This is a genomic window from Lipingzhangella halophila (assembly GCF_014203805.1).
Lineage (GTDB): Bacteria > Actinomycetota > Actinomycetes > Streptosporangiales > Streptosporangiaceae > Lipingzhangella > Lipingzhangella halophila.
The window spans coordinates 3712244-3728693 of record NZ_JACHJT010000001.1; the positions used below are offsets into that span (position 1 = coordinate 3712244).

At 71.9% G+C, this 16450-nt stretch carries 16 protein-coding genes; 7 read left to right on the top strand and 9 right to left on the bottom strand.

Annotated features, from left to right (window positions below):
- Positions 1 to 138 precede the first annotated feature (138 nt).
- The 5 genes from F4561_RS17100 to F4561_RS17120 all read left to right on the top strand — a co-directional run bounded on the left by F4561_RS17100 (position 139) and on the right by F4561_RS17120 (position 3634).
- Positions 139 to 390 (top strand): GlsB/YeaQ/YmgE family stress response membrane protein, encoded by a 252-nt coding sequence (locus F4561_RS17100; protein ID WP_184580289.1) that lies wholly within the window; start codon positions 139 to 141, stop codon positions 388 to 390.
- Between the two features lie 376 nt (positions 391 to 766).
- On the top strand, positions 767 to 1267 hold the full coding sequence (locus tag F4561_RS17105; RefSeq protein ID WP_221445520.1) for a GbsR/MarR family transcriptional regulator: 501 nt from the start codon (positions 767 to 769) through the stop codon (positions 1265 to 1267).
- Positions 1264 to 2193, top strand: a complete 930-nt coding sequence (locus F4561_RS17110; RefSeq protein WP_184580291.1) for an ABC transporter ATP-binding protein — start codon at positions 1264 to 1266, stop codon at positions 2191 to 2193. Before F4561_RS17105 ends, F4561_RS17110 begins: the two co-directional genes overlap by 4 nt.
- On the top strand, positions 2190 to 2897 hold the full coding sequence (locus F4561_RS17115) for a fluoroquinolone export ABC transporter permease subunit (protein WP_184580292.1): 708 nt from the start codon (positions 2190 to 2192) through the stop codon (positions 2895 to 2897). Before F4561_RS17110 ends, F4561_RS17115 begins: the two co-directional genes overlap by 4 nt.
- A gap of 2 nt (positions 2898 to 2899) precedes the next feature.
- A complete protein-coding gene (locus tag F4561_RS17120; RefSeq protein WP_184580294.1) occupies positions 2900 to 3634 on the top strand; it encodes an Rv2686c family ABC transporter permease subunit in 735 nt (244 codons plus the stop codon).
- 156 nt (positions 3635 to 3790) lie between these two features.
- On the opposite strand, the gene F4561_RS17125 is transcribed toward F4561_RS17120, so the two are convergent.
- Positions 3791 to 5419: a glycoside hydrolase family 13 protein gene (locus F4561_RS17125; RefSeq protein WP_184580296.1), complete on the bottom strand. Its 1629-nt coding sequence runs from the start codon at positions 5417 to 5419 to the stop codon at positions 3791 to 3793.
- 202 nt (positions 5420 to 5621) lie between these two features.
- Positions 5622 to 6512 carry a CPBP family intramembrane glutamic endopeptidase gene (locus F4561_RS17130; protein ID WP_184580297.1) on the bottom strand — a complete coding sequence of 297 codons (891 nt, stop codon included), beginning with the start codon at positions 6510 to 6512 and terminating at the stop codon, positions 5622 to 5624.
- 301 nt (positions 6513 to 6813) lie between these two features.
- Between F4561_RS17130 and F4561_RS17135 the strand changes: the two genes are divergently transcribed.
- Together F4561_RS17135 and F4561_RS17140 are read left to right on the top strand one after the other, a co-directional pair.
- On the top strand, positions 6814 to 7839 hold the full coding sequence (locus F4561_RS17135; protein ID WP_376773664.1) for a zinc-dependent alcohol dehydrogenase family protein: 1026 nt from the start codon (positions 6814 to 6816) through the stop codon (positions 7837 to 7839).
- Positions 7840 to 7881: 42 nt separating this feature from the next.
- Positions 7882 to 8418, top strand: a complete 537-nt coding sequence (locus F4561_RS17140) for a pyridoxamine 5'-phosphate oxidase family protein (protein ID WP_184580299.1) — start codon at positions 7882 to 7884, stop codon at positions 8416 to 8418.
- Between the two features lie 12 nt (positions 8419 to 8430).
- Here the strand turns inward: F4561_RS17140 and F4561_RS17145 are convergent, their stop codons facing one another.
- The 7 genes from F4561_RS17145 to F4561_RS17175 form a co-directional block, all read right to left on the bottom strand.
- Positions 8431 to 8787 (bottom strand): DoxX family protein, encoded by a 357-nt coding sequence (locus F4561_RS17145; RefSeq protein WP_184580301.1) that lies wholly within the window; start codon positions 8785 to 8787, stop codon positions 8431 to 8433.
- A gap of 18 nt (positions 8788 to 8805) precedes the next feature.
- The gene (locus F4561_RS17150; RefSeq protein WP_184580303.1) at positions 8806 to 9471 is read right to left on the bottom strand and encodes an NAD(P)-dependent oxidoreductase; all 666 of its coding nucleotides are present in this window, start codon (positions 9469 to 9471) and stop codon (positions 8806 to 8808) included.
- A gap of 941 nt (positions 9472 to 10412) precedes the next feature.
- The gene (locus F4561_RS17155) at positions 10413 to 11144 is read right to left on the bottom strand and encodes an SRPBCC family protein (protein WP_184580305.1); all 732 of its coding nucleotides are present in this window, start codon (positions 11142 to 11144) and stop codon (positions 10413 to 10415) included.
- A 30-nt stretch (positions 11145 to 11174) separates the two neighbouring features.
- A complete protein-coding gene (locus F4561_RS17160; RefSeq protein WP_184580307.1) occupies positions 11175 to 12029 on the bottom strand; it encodes an FAD binding domain-containing protein in 855 nt (284 codons plus the stop codon).
- On the bottom strand, positions 12026 to 14416 hold the full coding sequence (locus tag F4561_RS17165) for a xanthine dehydrogenase family protein molybdopterin-binding subunit (protein WP_184580309.1): 2391 nt from the start codon (positions 14414 to 14416) through the stop codon (positions 12026 to 12028). The genes F4561_RS17160 and F4561_RS17165 overlap by 4 nt, the downstream gene beginning before the upstream one ends.
- Positions 14413 to 14961: a (2Fe-2S)-binding protein gene (locus F4561_RS17170; protein WP_184580311.1), complete on the bottom strand. Its 549-nt coding sequence runs from the start codon at positions 14959 to 14961 to the stop codon at positions 14413 to 14415. Before F4561_RS17170 ends, F4561_RS17165 begins: the two co-directional genes overlap by 4 nt.
- A 357-nt stretch (positions 14962 to 15318) precedes the next feature.
- Positions 15319 to 16449, bottom strand: a complete 1131-nt coding sequence (locus F4561_RS17175; protein ID WP_184580313.1) for a vWA domain-containing protein — start codon at positions 16447 to 16449, stop codon at positions 15319 to 15321.
- Position 16450: the final 1 nt, after the last annotated feature.

Consider the following 16450-nt stretch of genomic DNA (forward strand, 5'->3'; position numbering starts at 1 on the left):
GCGCGGCGGGCCGGTCGCGCGTTCCCCTCGCACCTCACCCGTCCCGGACCAGCGGGGACAGCGGCTGTGTAGGTTATCCGGCCCCCGGCGTGGGCAGAGGGCCTCCTGGCACAGCCAACCTGAGGAGGGTGAGATCCCGTGGAGGTCACCAGCTTTATCAGCGCGCTCATCGTGGGTCTGATAATCGGCGCGCTGGGACGACTGGTCGTCCCCGGCAAGCAGCACCTGCCGATCTGGCTCACGCTCCTGCTCGGCATCGTGGCCGCGGTCGTGGGTGGGTGGATCGCCACCCTCTTCACGACGTTCTGGCTGTTCGTCCTGATCGTCCAGGTTCTCGTGGCCGCCGGGGGTGTCGTGCTCGTCGACGGCCTCTACTCCCGCCGCCGCTGATACCCCGGCGGGCGGCCTACGGCTCCACCGCCGGTACCGCCCCCGGCGAAGCGGCGGATGCGTGCCCCAACGCCGCAGCGCGGCCCCACCGCGCAGCGGCGTTGCGCGCCGCGCGCTCCGCTGACGGCCGCGAAGCTGCCAGGAGAGCGAGCGGCCGCGCCGCCCTACGGGGGGCGTGTGCCCGGCGGTAGGACGCGCCTCCTCGTGGCCGGCGACATCTGACTCCTCATCCGCGAACACGGCCCCCTCGCCCTGGTGCGAGGGGGCCGTTGTGCTGCCGCCCCCCGGAAACACGATTTTGGTTTTCAGTATTTATTGAAAGTTCAGTCTTAGCTGACTATCGTGTAATGACCGGAATCAAGATCGAGGAGGTCACGTGCGTGACGACCCCGCGGAACGAAGCGCTCTCGAAGCGGAGCGCGCCGCGTTCGCCGCGGAGATCGGCCAGTTCTTCGAGGAGCGCGGGCTCCCCCGCACCGAGGGTCAGATGGTGGGTTGGCTCGTCGTCTGCGATCCGCCCGAACAGTCCGCCGACGATCTCGCCAGCGCCCTCGGCGCCAGCCGCGGCGGGATCAGCACGGCCATCCGGTACCTCCAGCGCGTGGGTGCCGTGGAACGGGTGGCGGCGCCGGGGTCACGGCGCCACTACTACCGGCTTCGCCCCGGGATATGGCGCCAGGACATCGACAACCGCGTCGAGGAGGCGGTCCGGGTGCGCGACCTGGCCGCCAAGGGCCTGGAGCGCATGTCCACCGCGCCACCGGAGCAGCTCGACCGGCTCCGCGACATGAACGACATGTACACCTTCCTGGCCCAGGAGTTCCAGCAGACCCAGCAACGCTGGCGCGAACACGAGAAAGAGCAGCGAGAGCGATGACGACCACCCCCGCAGGAGCCCGTTCCCCCGGGTCGGCAGCGCCCGGTGGACCAGCCGACACCGGCGCGGTCATCGAGGTCGGGGAGCTCAGCTACAGCTACCCAAAGGCCACGGAGCCCGCTGTGCGGGACATGAGCTTCGCTATCCGGGCCGGGGAGATCTTCGGGTTCCTCGGTCCCAGCGGAGCCGGCAAGTCGACCACCCAGAAGATCCTCATCGGTCTGCTCACCGGCGCCAGGGGTACCGTGCGGGTGTGGGAGCGGTCGCCGCGCGAGTGGGGCAAGGCCTACTACGAGCGAATCGGTGTCTCGTTCGAGCTACCCAACCACTACCAGAAGCTCACCGCCCGGGAGAACCTGGAGTTCTTCGCCTCGCTCTACAAGAGCGACACCGAGGACCCCATGGAGCTACTCCGGCGGGTGGGGCTCGGCGACGCCGCCGACACGCGCGTCTCCGCGTTCTCCAAGGGGATGCAGTCGCGGCTCACCTTCGTACGGGCCCTGCTCAACCGGCCAGAACTGGTGTTCCTCGACGAACCCACGACCGGTCTCGACCCGCGCAACGCCCGCACCGTCAAGGAGATGATCGCCGACCTGCGCGACCAGGGCCGCACCGTGTTCCTGACGACGCATGACATGGCGACGGCCGGGGAGCTCTGCGACCGGGTCGCGTTCGTCGTCGACGGCGAGATCCCGATCCTCGACTCCCCCACAGAGCTCAAGCTCGCCCGCAGCAAGCGGACCGTCCGGACGGAATACCGGAGCGAGAACGGGGGCCTTGAGGGCGCCGAGTTCGCGCTCGACGGGCTTTGTGACGACCCGGATTTCCACACGCTGCTGCGTACGCAGCGAGTCGAGTCGCTACACAGCCAGGAGGCCAACCTGAACGACGTCTTCGTCGAGGTCACGGGAAGGAGCCTGGTGTGAGCGCGCTGGCGAGCACCCTGCGGCTGGAGGTACGGCTGCAGAAGCGGTACGGGTTCCTCTACGCGGCAGCGTTCTCCGGCGTGCTCTGGCTGGCCCTGATGCTGCCGATGCCGCACCACCTCCGCGACGTTTTCGCGCCCTACGCGATATTCGGTGACCTGGTCATCGTGGGCTTCTTCTTCATCGCGGGATCACTGTTCTTCGAGAAAGGCGCGCGTACCGTGTTCGCGCTGGTCGTCACGCCGCTGTCGTTCCGCGACTACCTCACGGCCAAGGTGGCCAGTCTGACCGCGCTGAGCACGGTGCTGGCCCTGGCCATCGTGCTGGTCACGCACGGGACCCGGTTCAGCGCGCCGGAACTGCTCCTGGGCGTGGTCCTCGCGACCGTACTGTTCCTGCTCGCGAGTTTCACGAGCGCGGCGCCCTATCTCTCGATCACGGACTGGATGATCCCCGCAACGTTGTGGGTCTGCGTGCTCAGTGTGCCGTTTCTGGGCTACTCCGGACTCTGGGAGCACGCGCTGGTCTACCTCGTCCCGACCATGGGACCACTGCTCCTGCTCGGAGCAGCGTTCGGGCAGTACGACCTCGCCGGCTGGGAATGGGCCTACAGCCTCCTCTACCCGGTGCTCTGGATCGCCGTCCTCGGCCTCGTCTCCCGTGTGGTCTTCGACCGCTACATCGTCGCCGGAGAGGGGAAGTAGCGATGGCGAGCACGGCCCTGGCCTTCGGCCGCGGCGACCTGATCAACATCCGGCGCGACCCGATGTTCCGCTTCCTGCTGCTGGCACCACTGGTGTACGCCGCTCTGACGCGCTTCGCGCTCCCGCCGCTCACGAGCATGCTGGCGGAGGACTTCGGCTTCGACCTGGTTCCGTACCACCCGCTGATCCTCACCTTCTTCCTGGTGCTGGGCCCCACCATGATCATCGCCGCGCTCGGCGGGCTGCTGCTCATCGAGGAGAAGGACGCCGGCACGCTCGCCGCTGTACGCGTCACCCCGGCGTCGCTGTCGGCGTTCGCCACCTACCGCGGCCTGGCATTCGGGGGGATCATCCTGGCCTACGTGGTGGTCACGATGTTCCTGAGCGGCTACGTCGAGGCGCGGATGCTGCCCGCGGTCCTGGCCGCCGGGCTCTGCGCCGCCGCGCTCGGCGCCACAATCATGATCCTGATGGCGCTGGCCAGCGCGAACAAGCTGGAAGGCCTCGCGATCGTCCGCGCCCTCGGCCTCCTCGTGACCGCCCTGCCGATCCTGCCGTGGTCCGTCCCGCCCCCTTGGGAGTACGCGTTCGGGGTGCTCCCGGCGTACTGGCCGGCCAAGGTCTACTGGGTGGCGGCGGAGGGCGGCGCCTACTGGCCGCACCTGCTCATCGGGCTCCTCTACAACGGGGCGCTGCTCTACATGCTGACCAGGGCCTTCAGCCGCCGCCCACAGTAGGAGAACCGGCGGGGGCCGGGGCGGTTCACCCGGAAGCCGACGGAGATCCCCGGTGTCCCGAGCTCGGTACCCGGCGGCACGTGCGGCGCCCCGGGCGGATCGCGACCCGCCAATGGTGGCCCGGGCCGCACCGTGGCGCGGCCCGGGCCACCGGCGTCACCTCCGCAGCCACACCGCGGTGTCCCCGGGCAGCGTCCGCCCCTCCAGGGCGGCGCTGGCCAGCACGACCTCCCCCTCAGGCAGGGGCACGGGCGCCGGCCCGGTGTTCACCAGCACCAGCCAGTCGGCGCCCCGCCGGAACGCCAGGACGTCACCCTTGTCGAGATCGGGATCCCAGGCGAACGACTCGTCGGCGGCGAACGCCCGGCGCGTGCGGATGGCCCGCCGGTACAGCTCCAATGTCGAGTCAGGGTCGCCGGACTGGGCCTGGACCGACCACTCGCCCCAGTCGGAGGGCTGCGGCAACCACCCCGGAACCGCGCTGAACCCGAAGGACGGGCCGGCGCGCTCCCACGGGATGGGGACGCGGCAACCGTCGCGTCCCTTGGTCTCTCCGCCACTGCGCTGCCAGGTGGGATCGTGCAACATGTCGGGCACCAGGTCGGCGACCTCGGGCAGGCCGAGCTCCTCCCCCTGGTAGATGTAGGTGGAGCCGGGCAGGCCGAGCTCCAGCAGCGCCGCCGCCCGTGCCCGCCGCAGCCCTCGCTCGGGGTCGACGGGCGGCCGGGTGCCGCCGCTCAGCAGCCAGGCGTTGGTGTCCGTTCCGGCGGGCAGCCCCAGCGCCGAGACGGGACGCACGACGTCGTGGTTGGAGATGACCCAGGTGGCCACGGTGCCCACAGACGAGGCGCCGCCGATGTTGGCGTCGATCACCCGCCGGTAGGCGTCGGCGTCCCACCCGCAGCTCAGGAACTCGAAGTTGAACGCGACGTGCAGCTCGTCCGACCGCAGGTACGGCATCAAGCGCTCGCTCGGCAGCCATGCCTCGGCCACCGCCATCCGCGGCGGGTCGAACTCCTCGAACACCGCGCGCCACTCGCGGTAGATCCCGTGTGTCTCTGGACGGTCCCTGAACGGGTGGTCGGGGTTGGCCGCGATGTCGTCGAAGTCGTCCCCGCCCGACACGGCCACCACCTCGCGCAGCGGCTCGGACAGGTCCTTCATCAGAGCGTCGGCGACGTCGATGCGGAACCCGTCGACACCTCGGCGGCTCCAGAACCGCAGGATGTCCGCGAACTCCGCCCGGACCCCGGGGTGCTTCCAGTTCAGGTCGGGCTGCTCCGGAGCGAACAGGTGCAGGTACCACTGGCCGTCCGGGACCCGGCTCCACGCCGGCCCGCCGAACGCGGACCTCCAGTCGCTGGGTGGCCGCTCCCCGTTCTCGCCCCGGCCGTCGCGGAAGATGTAGCGCTCGCGCGCCGCCGATCCGGGCCCGGCCGCCAGCGCCTCCTGGAACCAGGGGTGCCGCTCGGATGTGTGGTTGGGGACGATGTCGACGATCACCCGAATGCCGCGCTCGTGCGCGGCCGCGACCAGCGCGTCGAAATCGCTGAGCGACCCCAGCAACGGGTCGACGCCGCGGAAGTCGGCGACGTCGTACCCGCCGTCGGCCAGCGGCGAGGGGTAGAAAGGCGACAGCCACACCGCGTCTACCCCCAGCGCCCAGAGGTGGTCGATACGCCGCGTGACCCCTGCGATGTCGCCGACTCCGTCGCCGTCGGTGTCGGCGAAGCTCCGTGGATAGACCTGGTAGACAACAGCGTTGCGCCACCACGCGTCAGTCATGATCCCCCTGTTACTCAGTACGAAAGTCCTCGTCTCGTGGGCCCGGCCGGGCACCGCGGGTCGCGGGGTCGAGGCACCGGAGAACCGCCCGCCCGCGAGGGCGAGCACGGCACCGCCCCCATGGTCGGCCACGGTGCGACGATGGCAACACATACCGCGGCGCCACAGTTGGTTGTCCCCACCGGGCGGCCCGCGGGGACGCTCAGCCGCGCACCGCCGCGACAGCGGTGGCGGCGGCGCTGATCCCGAGCTCGGGGGCGCAGTGCGCGGCGAAGGCGGGCCAGACCGACCCGGTGAACGCGCGGACCCAGCCGAGGACCATGCCGGAGAGCCCGGTCAGCACGATCGCCGCGGGGTCGAAGGCCAGGCCCGAGTCCGACAGCAGCAGACCGTGGCCGAGCCCGAACCCCAGGGAGGTGAGGACGAAACCCCAGCCGACGTGCGCGCCGAACAGCCGCCACGGGGTGCCGAACACCCGATCCAGCACAGCGAGCAGCGCTCCGCGCCACAGCAGTTCCTCGGCGAGGTTGGGGTAGGTGGAGTCGAAGAGCAACCGTTCCAGGGTGACGGCTTCGAGGTTCTGCCCACTGACCAGGGACGCCCCGAACACCAGGGCGGCGCTCGCGGCGAACCAGCCGATGATCACGCGGGCGGCCGGGCCATGCGACCCCGGGGCCAGCCGCCACCGCAGTCCCGCCTCGTCGCGAGCCCAGTGGCGCAGTACCAGGAACAGCGCGCAGAGCCACAGCAGGTCCACGGCCTTGCCCTGCCAGTTCCACTCCAGGCCGGAGAAAGGCCCCACCCGGGGCAGGCTCAGCGCGCACCAGCTCAGCAGTGCCAAACCCGCCGCGCCCAGCAACGCCCGGCCCGCACCAGGGCGGCCGCGCGCCGCGAACAACGCGAGCGGAGCGAGCGCACCGCAGCAGAGAACGGCGTTGGCGGCCCCCGTCCCCATACCGGTCGCGGTCTCCCGGGCGCCGGCGGCCGCAGCGGTAACGCCCACCGCGGAACAGAGCACCGCTGCCACCGGAAGCACCCACCGGGCGGTGTCGAGAGGCCCGGGGGCAGGACTCCCCGTATGTGTTTCTCGCACGACGCGACGCTATCGCGCCGTGCGGGACCGTACCGCGCTTGGCCTGTGGGGGCTGCTGCCCACCGGTCGGGCGGAGTAGTCCGCCACTTTCGCCCCGCGGGAGACCATGCGCGGACCGTACGAGCTTCTGGTGGGCGGGCCCCGACCCCCGGGTCTCACCACTGACGACGCGCGCATCGTTTCGGGTGCCTGACCCGCGCGCGGGCTGGACCGGCGCCGAAGAGCGTGGTGGACTCGAAACGTCGACGCCGAGTCGCCCGCCCGGCTCGTAAGGACGAGCGCGTCCACGGAGGAACACCTGTTGAGCGCCCCGCCGGCCGAGATGGACGCCTGGGTGGTTGAGCGCCCCGGTCCGATCAGCGGGCGGCCGCTCCGCCCGGCCCGGCTCCCCGTCCCGGTCCCGGCCGGGCGCGAGCTGCTGATCCGGGTCGAGGTGTGCGCCGTCTGCCGGACCGACCTGCACCTGGCCGAGGGCGACCTCGCGCCCAGGCGGGAACGGACCGTTCCCGGGCACGAGGTCGTCGGCCGCGTGGCCGGCCGCGGGCCCGACGCCCGCGAGATCGCCGAGGACACGCGGGTCGGGGTCGCGTGGCTGCGCTGGACGTGCGGACAGTGCCGGTTCTGCCAGCGGGGCGCGGAGAACCTCTGCCCCAGCTCCCGCTACACCGGCTGGGACGCCGACGGCGGGTTCGCCCGGTACCTGGTGGCTGACGAACGCTACGTGTATCCGCTGCCCGAGGAGACCGATGCCGCCTCCCTGGCTCCGCTGCTGTGCGCGGGCATTATCGGTTACCGGGCGCTGCGGCGCGCCGAGCTTCCCGACGGCGGCCGGCTCGGTGTCTACGGTTTCGGGGCGTCGGCCCACCTGACCGTCCAGGTCGCGCTGGCGCGCGGCGCCGTGGTGGATGTCGTGACGCGGTCCCCGGCCGCGGCGGAGCTCGCTCTCGGACTCGGCTGCGCCTCCGCGGGCCCCGCCGGGGAGTACCCCGCCGGCTCCCTCGACGCGGCGATCCTGTTCGCCCCCGCTGGTGAGCTCGTCCCGGTGGCCCTCAGGGCGCTGGACCGCGGCGGCACGCTGGCGGTCGCCGGTATCCACCTGAGCGCCATCCCGGAGCTGGACTACCAGGAACACCTGTTCCAGGAGCGCACGGTGCGCAGCGTGACCGCCAACACCCGCGATGACGGCCACGCCCTGCTCGACCACACCCGGCGCCACCGCCCGCGTGTCACCACCACCCCCTACCCTTTCGAGCGGGCCGACCAGGCACTGGCCGACCTCGCCGCCGGGCGGGTACGCGGCGCCGCCGTGCTCACCGCGGCGGGCTGAGCGGTCCGGTCGATCGCACGCACGAGGAAAGGGTGGACGGCCATGGCCGCAGACGAACCGGTCGCCGAGGTGCTGGAGTCCCCGACGGAGCGGGACCGCCCCGCGCCGCCCGGGCCGGCGGACGCCGAACCGGCCCCGTGGGCGAGCGCGCTGGCCAACCTGGACCAGGCCCGGACGTACTGGCTCGCCACCGTGCGCCCCAGCGGCCGGCCGCACTCCGTCCCGGTCCTGGCGGTCGTCGTTGACGGCGCCGCGCACTTCTGCGCCAACGAGTCCTCCAGGAAGGCCCGCAACCTCGCCGCCGACCCGCACTGCGTCCTCACCGCCAGCGGCGAGTCGCTGGACATGGTGGTCGAAGGGGCGGCGGTGCCGGTGACCGACCCGACCGCGGTGCGCGGCGTCGCCGCGGCGTACGCGGCCACGTACGGCTGGGCTCCCGAGGAGCGCGGCGGCGCTCTCTGGGCCGACGGTGCCCCGACCGCGGGCCCGCCGCCGTATCGCGTCTTCCGGGTGGAGCCGACCACGGTTCTCGGCTTCCCCACCGACGACTCCACGGTGCCCACCCGCTGGCGGTTCTGAGCAGCGGCCCGGCTATGCCGCCAGGTCAAGCGCGAGGGTGGCCGCGGCGAGCGCCAGGAACCCGAGTGCCAGGCCGAACTGGAGCGAGAGGTCCCGCGCCAGCAAGTGGGTGTGGACGGCGCAGGCGAAGAACAGAACGAGGCCGGCGGCCGCGGCCGTCCCGATCAGCGGCACGCCGAGAAGACCCAACGCTATGCCGGCCGCGCCCGCGGTCTTGAGGGTGCCGATCGGGAACGTCAGCCACGCGACTGGCACGTTCGCCCTGGCCATCGCGGGCAGGATCGCTTTGAGGCGGACGAGTGCGCCGATACCGGAGAACGCGTTCGCGGCGACCGCCACGACGGCCACGGTGAGGTAGGCGGTATCCATGGGGCCCTTCCCGGTTCGTCAGTAGGCGGCGGTGATGGGGTGGCCGAACGTCTCGGGCCGCCCGATCGCACGGAGCATGAAGTGGGCGGCGTCGGCACGGGCGAGCCTGAGCCCGCCGCGGACTCTGCGCCCGCGCGCCTGCCGGTACGTCCCCGTCAACGGCCCGTTGGTCAGCAGCGGCACCTGCACCGCCGTCCAGTCCAGGCCGCTGCCGCGCAGGACGTCCTCCATCAGTGCTACGTCGGCGAAGTGGGCGCCGAGCACGATCCTGGCGAGCGGCGTGGCGATGTAGTTCACGCGGAAACCAGCCCCCGGCTCGCGCTTGGACGGGTTCGGGTTGCCGGGCGTGGGCACCGTCGACACACCGGTGCCGCTGACGACCAGGATGCGGCCGGCGCCAGCAAGCGCCATCGCGTCGACGACGGCGCGGGTTCCAGGGGCGAGGATCCCGAGGTCCTTCCTGGTCCGCGGGCCGAGAGCGGACAGCACCGCGTCGGTCCCGCCGAACGCGGAGCTCAGCGCCTCCGGCTCGGGCGCGGTGAGGTCGGTTTTGACGGCACGCACGTCCACGTCCAGCTTCTCCGGGTCGCGTACCACTGCCGTGACGTCATGGCCCGCGGCGACGGCCTGCTGCAGCAGGTGCCGGCCGATTCCGCCGGTCGCCGCGACGATCGTGAGTCGCATCGAGCCCCCTCTCGCGTTTACCTCCAAGAGGGACCGGGGCGCCCGGATGTGAGACCGGCCCCGGAAATGTGGCCCGCATCACGTAAACGGTCTTCCGCGAGCCTGGTCAGCGGAAGGGCGGGTTACCCGGCTCGCCGCGGACACGCGCGGGGTCCCGGCACAGCGCATGGTGACGCGTGTAACTGGGACGACGATGACGCCGAATGGCCCGAAGTAGTGCCCATCGGGGCGGTGGGTGGGTGGTTGCGCGCCCAACGAGGGCAGCGAAGGCCGGTGGTGGGCCGGCCTGCGGGGGTCGCGACTGGTGCCCGATGGTGGAGCGTGTAACGGGGGCGGCGGCTGGTGGTGGGGGCCAGTGGGGGTGTCTGTGGTGTGGTTCTCGGTGCTGGGTCGCGCCGAGAGTGTCTGTGGGGCCGGTCTCGGCGCCGAATCTGTCCGCACGGTCGGTTTCGGTGCCGCGCGAGCCTCCGCGCGCCCGCTATGTCCGGATTGTGAGTGGCCTGGGCGCCGATCTTGAGGATTTCGTGCCTTCGTAGCGCTTGGAAGGCACGAAATCCTCAAGATCGGCACAAAAATCGGCCCCGAGCCCTGCGCCGGGCGACACCAGGAACCACCCCCGACCCATCCGGTGCCTTCGCTGCTCCCGTCGGGCGCGCTACCACCGGGCACCCGTCGCGACCACCGGGAGCCAGGCCATCCACCGCCCTCGCTGCCTCGTTGGGCGCCCAACCGCCCGCCACCCGTGCCGGTTACCAGCAACCCGACCCATCCGCCGTCCTCGCCGCTCCCGTCGGGCGCGCCACCATCGGGCACCGCACCGAGCATCGACCCCCGCCCCCGGAAGGCTGCGGCACTCGGGTGAGGCGGGCCCGGCACGATGGTGGGGCCCGTGCGCACGCGCACGGGCCCCACCGTTCCCTGCTCCGTTGCAGGCCATCGGGTTACCTGTTCCGGCGTCTCCGTCTGATCAGGTAGAGGACGGCGCCGGCGGCCGCGGAGGCCAGTGCGTAAGGAGCGGCCTTGCGGGCCTTCTCCCGGACACCGGTGACCTCGAAGAGGTCGATGGGCTGCACCTCTCGCTCAGCCTCTTTCCCGGCCTCGTTCTCGCCGCCGCGGGCCGGTTGTTCGGCGCCGGAGGGGGGCTCCTCCTCGGACGCTGCGGGCGCCGGCGTTGACTCGGCAGCGCCCTTCTCGGCCCCCGCCGCGCCTCCTGAGGCCGCCGTGTCCTCTCCCGCCAGGGTCCGCGCGAGGCAGTCGGCGAACTGGCCGATGAGCCGCGCGCCGACATCGGACAGCATCCCCCGGCCGAACTGCGCCGGGCGACCCGTGACGGTGAGGTCGGTGCCGACATCGACCCGGGTGGTCGACTCGTCCTCGGCCACCAGGGTGGCGGTCACGGTGGCCCGCGCCGTGCCCGAGCCACGGCTCTCCTTGCCCGAGGCCTCGATCACGACCCGGCGGGCCGCCTCGTCGGTCTCGACGAAGCGGCCCGACCCGCGGTAGGTGAGCGAGACCGGGCCGAGCTTGACCTTCACCGTGCCCGTGAACGTCTCGCCGTCGAACTCGGAGAGTGTCGCCCCCGGCATGCAGGGAGCGATCCGCGGCACGTCCAACAGCACCTGCCATGCCTCGGAGACGGGTGCCGGCACAGTGAAGTCGTGGTCAAGCCGCACGGCTGCTGCTCCTTTCGTTGTCGGCCACGGTCAGATCCCGCCGGCCGCGGCAACGGCGCGGCCGGTGAGCACAGTGGCGAGATGCGTCCGGTACTCCGCCGAGGCCGACAGGTCACTGCTCGGTTCGGCCCCCTCACCGGCCCGCTGGGCGGCCGACGCGAGGGCGTCGGAGGTCGCCGGCGCGCCGATGAGCGCCTCCTCGACTCCCCTCGCCCGGATCGGGGTGGCACCCATGTTGGTCAGCGCGACCCGCGCGTCGGAGATCGTCCCGTTGGACCGCTGGACGGCCGCGGCGACCCCGACGAGAGCCCAGGCCTGCGCCACTCGGTTGAACTTCTCGTAGTGCGTGCCCCAGCCGGAGAGCTTGGGCACCCGGACCGAGACCAGAACCTCGTCGGGCGAGATCGCGCTGGTCAAATAGTCGACGAAGAACTCGTCGGCCGGAACGGTGCGCCGCCCGCCGGGCCCCTCGACCTCGAACGTGGCGTCGAGGGCGACCGCGACACTGGGCAGATCGCCCGCCGCGTCGGCGTGCGCGAGCGACCCGCCGAACGTGCCCATGTGCCGCACCTGGCGGTCGGCCACGGTCGACGTCGCCTGCACGATCAGCGGCGCGTGCTCGCGCACCATCGGGTCGTGCAGCACCTGATCGTGCGTGGTCATCGACCCGATGACCAGGGCGTCGCCATCGTCGCGCACCCCGCGCATGTCAGAGACCCCGCCGAGGTCCACGACCAGGGACGGCACCGCCAACCGCATGCGCAGCATCGGGATCAGGCTCTGCCCGCCGGCGAGCACCTTGGCGTCCTCACCGCCGTCGGCGAGGGCCCGTACGGCCTCCTGCACACCAGCGGGCCGGCTGTACTCGAACTGGGCCGGGATCACGACCGCTCACTCCCCTCCGCGTTTCGGACCGCCCGCCAGACACGTTCCGGCGTGCACGGCATCGGGACGTCGGTGACGCCCGAGGGCCGCAGCGCGTCGACGACCGCGTTGACCACGGCCGGTGTGGACGCGATCGTTCCGGCCTCGCCCACCCCCTTCGCGCCGAGCGGGTGGTCCGGCGCCGGGGTCTCGGTGCGGTCGGTGATGAAGTCGGGCAGGTCGGCCGCGCTGGGCACGAGGTAGTCAACGAACGTACCGGCGAGCAGGTTGCCGTCGGCGTCGTAGCTGGCCTCCTCGTAGAGCGCCTGGGCGATGCCCTGCGCGATGCCGCCGTGCACCTGCCCCTCGACGATGGTCGGGTTGACCACCCGGCCGACGTCGTCCACCGCGACGTAGGACCGGATCCGCACCTGGCCGGTCTCGGTGTCCACCTCGGTCGCGCACAGGTGGCTTCCGTGCGGGAACGAGAAGTTCGCCGGGTCGAACGTGGCGTCGGAGTCGATGCTCGGCTCGATCCCTTCGGGCAGGTCGTGCGATGTGAAGACCGCCAGTGAGCACTCGGCGATCGTCTTGGCGGACTCGGGGCTGCCCCGCACCCGGAACGCGCCCTCCGTGAACTCCAGGTCAGCGGGGTCGCACTCCAGCATGTGGGCCGCGATGGGCCGCGCCTTGTCGACGACCTTCTCGCAGGCGTGCACGAGCGCGGCCCCGCCAACGGCCAGCGACCGCGACCCGTAGGTGTCCAGCCCCTTGGGTGAGCTGCGGGTGTCGCCGTGCAGCACCTCGATGTCCTCGAACGGCACGCCGAGCTGGTCGGCCGCGATCTGGCTCCACGCGGTCTCGTGCCCCTGGCCGTGCGGGGAGGTGCCGGTGATGACCTCCACCTTGCCGGTCGGCAGCACGCGCACGCTCGCGCTCTCCCAGCCGCCCGCCCCGTAGTTGAGCGACCCCAGCACCCGCGACGGCGCGAGGCCGCACATCTCGGTGAAGGTGGACACGCCGATGCCGAGCTGCACGGTGTCGCCCGAAGCCCGGCGCCGCTCCTGCTCACGGCGCAGCTCGTCGTAGCCGAACAGCTCCTTGGCGCGCTCGGTGGCCGCCTCGTAGTTGCCGGAGTCGTAGGTCAGGGTCGAGATCGTCGTGAACGGGAACTCGTCGTGGTTGATCCAGTTCCGGCGGCGCAGCTCGATCGGGTCCATGCCCAGCTCGGCGGCGAGATCGTCCATGGCGCGCTCGATCGCGAACGTCGCCTCGGGGCGGCCGGCCCCACGGTAGGCGTCGGTCTTGGTGGTGTTGGTGAAGACGCCCGTGCACTCGAACCGGTACGCGGGGATCTTGTAGATCGCGTTGTACATGAACGCGCCGAGGATCGGCACGCCGGGCGTGACGATGCCCAGGTAGGCGCCCATGTTCGCGAGCAGCCGCACCGAAAGTCCCGTCAGGGTGCCGTCCCTGCTGGCGCTGATGGTGACGTCCTGGATCTGGTCCCGCCCGTGGTGCGCGGACATCATCGTCTCGGAGCGGCTCTCGGTGAACTTCACCGGGCGGCCGGTCCGGTTCGCCGCGACGAACGCGATGAACTCCTCCGGCGTCACCTGCAGCTTGCCGCCAAAACCACCGCCGACGTCCGGCGCCACGACACGTATCTTGTGCTCGGGCGTGCCGGTGGTCATGGCGAGCATCAACCGCAGGATGTGCGGGATCTGCGTGGCCGACCACATCGTGATCTGGTCCCCGGTGGGGTCGACCACGGTGCTGCGCGGCTCCATGAACGCGGGAATGAGGCGCTGTTGGGTGAAGCGCCGCCGGACGACGACCTCGGAGCCGGACTCGGCGGCGGTGACGTCGTCACCGGTGCCCGCCTGCGCGGAGTCGAACGTCCACGTGTAGCACTTGTTGCTGCCCTGGTCCTGGTGAACCAGCGGCGCGTCGTCGGCGAGCGCGGCCTCCATGTCGAGGACCACGGGCAACGGCTCGTAGTCGACCTCGATCAGCTCCAGGGCGTCCTCGGCACTCGCCTTGTCGCGCGCGGCGACCACCGCTACCGGCTCACCGGTGTGCCGTACCTCGCCAACGGCCAGCGGTGGGTAGTCGGGCACCGCCGTGTCCTCGGTGACCGGCCACGCACACGGCAGGCTGCCCTGGATGTCGGCGACATCGCTCCCGGTGAACGCGGTGATCACCCCGGGCGACTCGCGCGCGGGCCCGACATCGATGTGCGTGATCCGTGCGTGGGCCATGGGGCTACGCAGGATCGCCAGGTGCAGCATCCCCGGCAGCGTCATGTTGTCGGTCCACATGGTGCGGCCGGTGATCAGCCGGGCGTCCTCCTTGCGGCCGAGGGCGGCCCCGACCTGCGTTCCCGGCCCCGCTTCGGTGGCGGTCATCGCGCCACCTCCTCGGTCGAGGTGGGAGCGGTGCCTTCCACCGTCTCGCTCGCGGACTCGCGCGGCGCCGGGACCTCGGCGCGCATGACCGCGGCGGCGTCGCGTACCGCCCGGACGATGTTCTGGTAGCCGGTGCACCGGCAGAGGTTGCCCTCAAGCCCCTCGCGGACCTCGTCCTCGGTGGGGTCGGGGTTCTCGGCGAGCAGGTCGACCGCAGCCATGATCATCCCTGGCGTGCAGTAGCCGCACTGCAGTGCGTGGCGCTCGTGGAACGCCTGCTGGACCGGGTGCAGTTTGCCGTCCTGCCCGGCCAGGCCCTCGATCGTGTCGACCGTGTGGCCATCAGCCTGCGGGGCCAGGACGGTGCAGCTCTTGACGCCCTGGCCGTCCATGAGGACGGTGCAGGCGCCGCAGTTGGTGGTGTCGCAGCCCACTACCGTGCCGACTTTGCCGAGGCGTTCGCGCAGGTGGTGGACTAGAAGTGTGCGGGGGTCGACGTCATCGTCGTAGCGGACTCCGTCGACTGTCATACTGATCCGGCTCATGGGCACTCCCGCGTGTGACAGCGCTTGTCTGGCCGTGGATGATTCAGGGCGCCTCCGGGGCGCTCTCCCTACTCGCCCGGTACCGGCGGTCTTGGTCCACCGGCCCCGTTCGCAGCACGTCACCGGGGCACCGCGGCGTGCTCCACCTCCTCGTAGCCGTGACTCCGTGTTCCACTGGGCGGCGCGAAGTCCGGGTGCGCACTGGGTATCCAGCAAAGTCCCCCGCGGCGGTCCGCGCAAGGGTGTCACGACCTTGATCACGGATTGCTTTCGCAAAGTTACCCGGCCATTATGCGTGTGGGCGCAACCGCTGGCCGCGGGGCTTCTTCCCCGGCGCGCCGCCCGCGGTGCCGGAGCCTACGCGCGCGAGACGACCCCGACAAGCTCCTCGAAGCTCGCCAGGCTGTGGCCCGCGACGAAGTCGTCCAGATACGGAAGCACTGCCGCCATGCCCCCGGCCAGGGGTGCGTAGCCGGGTTTACCCCGGTGCGGGTTCACCCACACCAGTCTGTGCGCGAGCCGCGCCAGGTGCGCCACCTGCTCCGCGAGCTCGGCGGGGTCGCCCCGCTCCCACCCGTCGCTGCAGATCACCACGATCGCCCCGCGCGCGGTGCCGCGCCGTCCCCAGCGGTCGAGGAACGCCTTGACCGAGTCGGCGAGCCGGGTCCCGCCGTGCCAGTCGGGGATGGTCCGGCTCACCGCGCCCAGCGCGACGTCCGGATCCCGGTGGCGCAGTGCCCGGGTGACCCTGGTGAGCCGGGTGCCCACGGTGAACGCCTCGGTCAGGGTGGGCCGCCGGCGCACCGCCGCGTGCCCGAACCGCAGCAGCGCGTCGGCGTAGGGCGCCATCGACCCGGAGACGTCCAGCAGCAGCACCAGGCGGCGCGGCTTGGCCCTCCGGCGCCGGCGCGCGAGCCGCGTGGGCTCGCCCGCCTGGCGCAGCATGCGGCGCACGGTGCCGCGCGGGTCTACCGGGCCGCGCGCGGCCGGCTGTAGCCGCCGGGTGCGGCGCGGCGCCGCGCCCGGGGCGAGCAGCGACAGCATCCGCCGCACCTCGTCGCGCTCGGCCGCGGACAGGACAGCGATGTCGCGGTACCGCAGCACCTCGGTGTCGCTGGCCATCGAGGCGACCGTTGTCTCCTCGCGGTCGTCGGAGCCGGCTCCCCCACCGGCCGGGCGGGGGGCGAACAGGATGGTCGGCCGCCGGACGGTGGGCGCCGGGATCTGGGGTTTCGGGGGGAGCGCCGGCGCGTCGGTGAAGTACGCCGCGAAGGCGGCGTCGTAGGTCGGGATGTCGTCGGGCTCACCGCACAGGGTGAGCCGGCCGGCCCAGTACGCGCTCTCGCGGTCGGCGACACCGAGCGCGCCCGCCGCTCTGAGCATGGCCTGCACCCGGTCGGGGGTGGCGTCGACGCCAGCGCTGCGCAGGGTACGGGCGAACCCCACGAGGATCTCCGTGATGTCGCGCTCTCGGCCCGCGCCCGCCATC

What these genes read in the sequence shown, in the direction of transcription:
- F4561_RS17110 (WP_184580291.1), top strand. Translation starts at nt 1,264, where the DNA reads ATGACGACCACCCCCGCAGGAGCCCGTTCCCCCGGGTCGGCAGCGCCC.
- F4561_RS17120 (WP_184580294.1), top strand. Translation starts at nt 2,900, where the DNA reads ATGGCGAGCACGGCCCTGGCCTTCGGCCGCGGCGACCTGATCAACATC.
- F4561_RS17125 (WP_184580296.1), bottom strand. Translation starts at nt 5,419, where the DNA reads ATGACTGACGCGTGGTGGCGCAACGCTGTTGTCTACCAGGTCTATCCA.
- F4561_RS17140 (WP_184580299.1), top strand. Translation starts at nt 7,882, where the DNA reads ATGGCCGCAGACGAACCGGTCGCCGAGGTGCTGGAGTCCCCGACGGAG.
- F4561_RS17145 (WP_184580301.1), bottom strand. Translation starts at nt 8,787, where the DNA reads ATGGATACCGCCTACCTCACCGTGGCCGTCGTGGCGGTCGCCGCGAAC.
- F4561_RS17150 (WP_184580303.1), bottom strand. Translation starts at nt 9,471, where the DNA reads ATGCGACTCACGATCGTCGCGGCGACCGGCGGAATCGGCCGGCACCTG.
- F4561_RS17165 (WP_184580309.1), bottom strand. Translation starts at nt 14,416, where the DNA reads ATGACCGCCACCGAAGCGGGGCCGGGAACGCAGGTCGGGGCCGCCCTC.
- F4561_RS17170 (WP_184580311.1), bottom strand. Translation starts at nt 14,961, where the DNA reads ATGAGCCGGATCAGTATGACAGTCGACGGAGTCCGCTACGACGATGAC.
- F4561_RS17175 (WP_184580313.1), bottom strand. Translation starts at nt 16,449, where the DNA reads ATGGCGGGCGCGGGCCGAGAGCGCGACATCACGGAGATCCTCGTGGGG.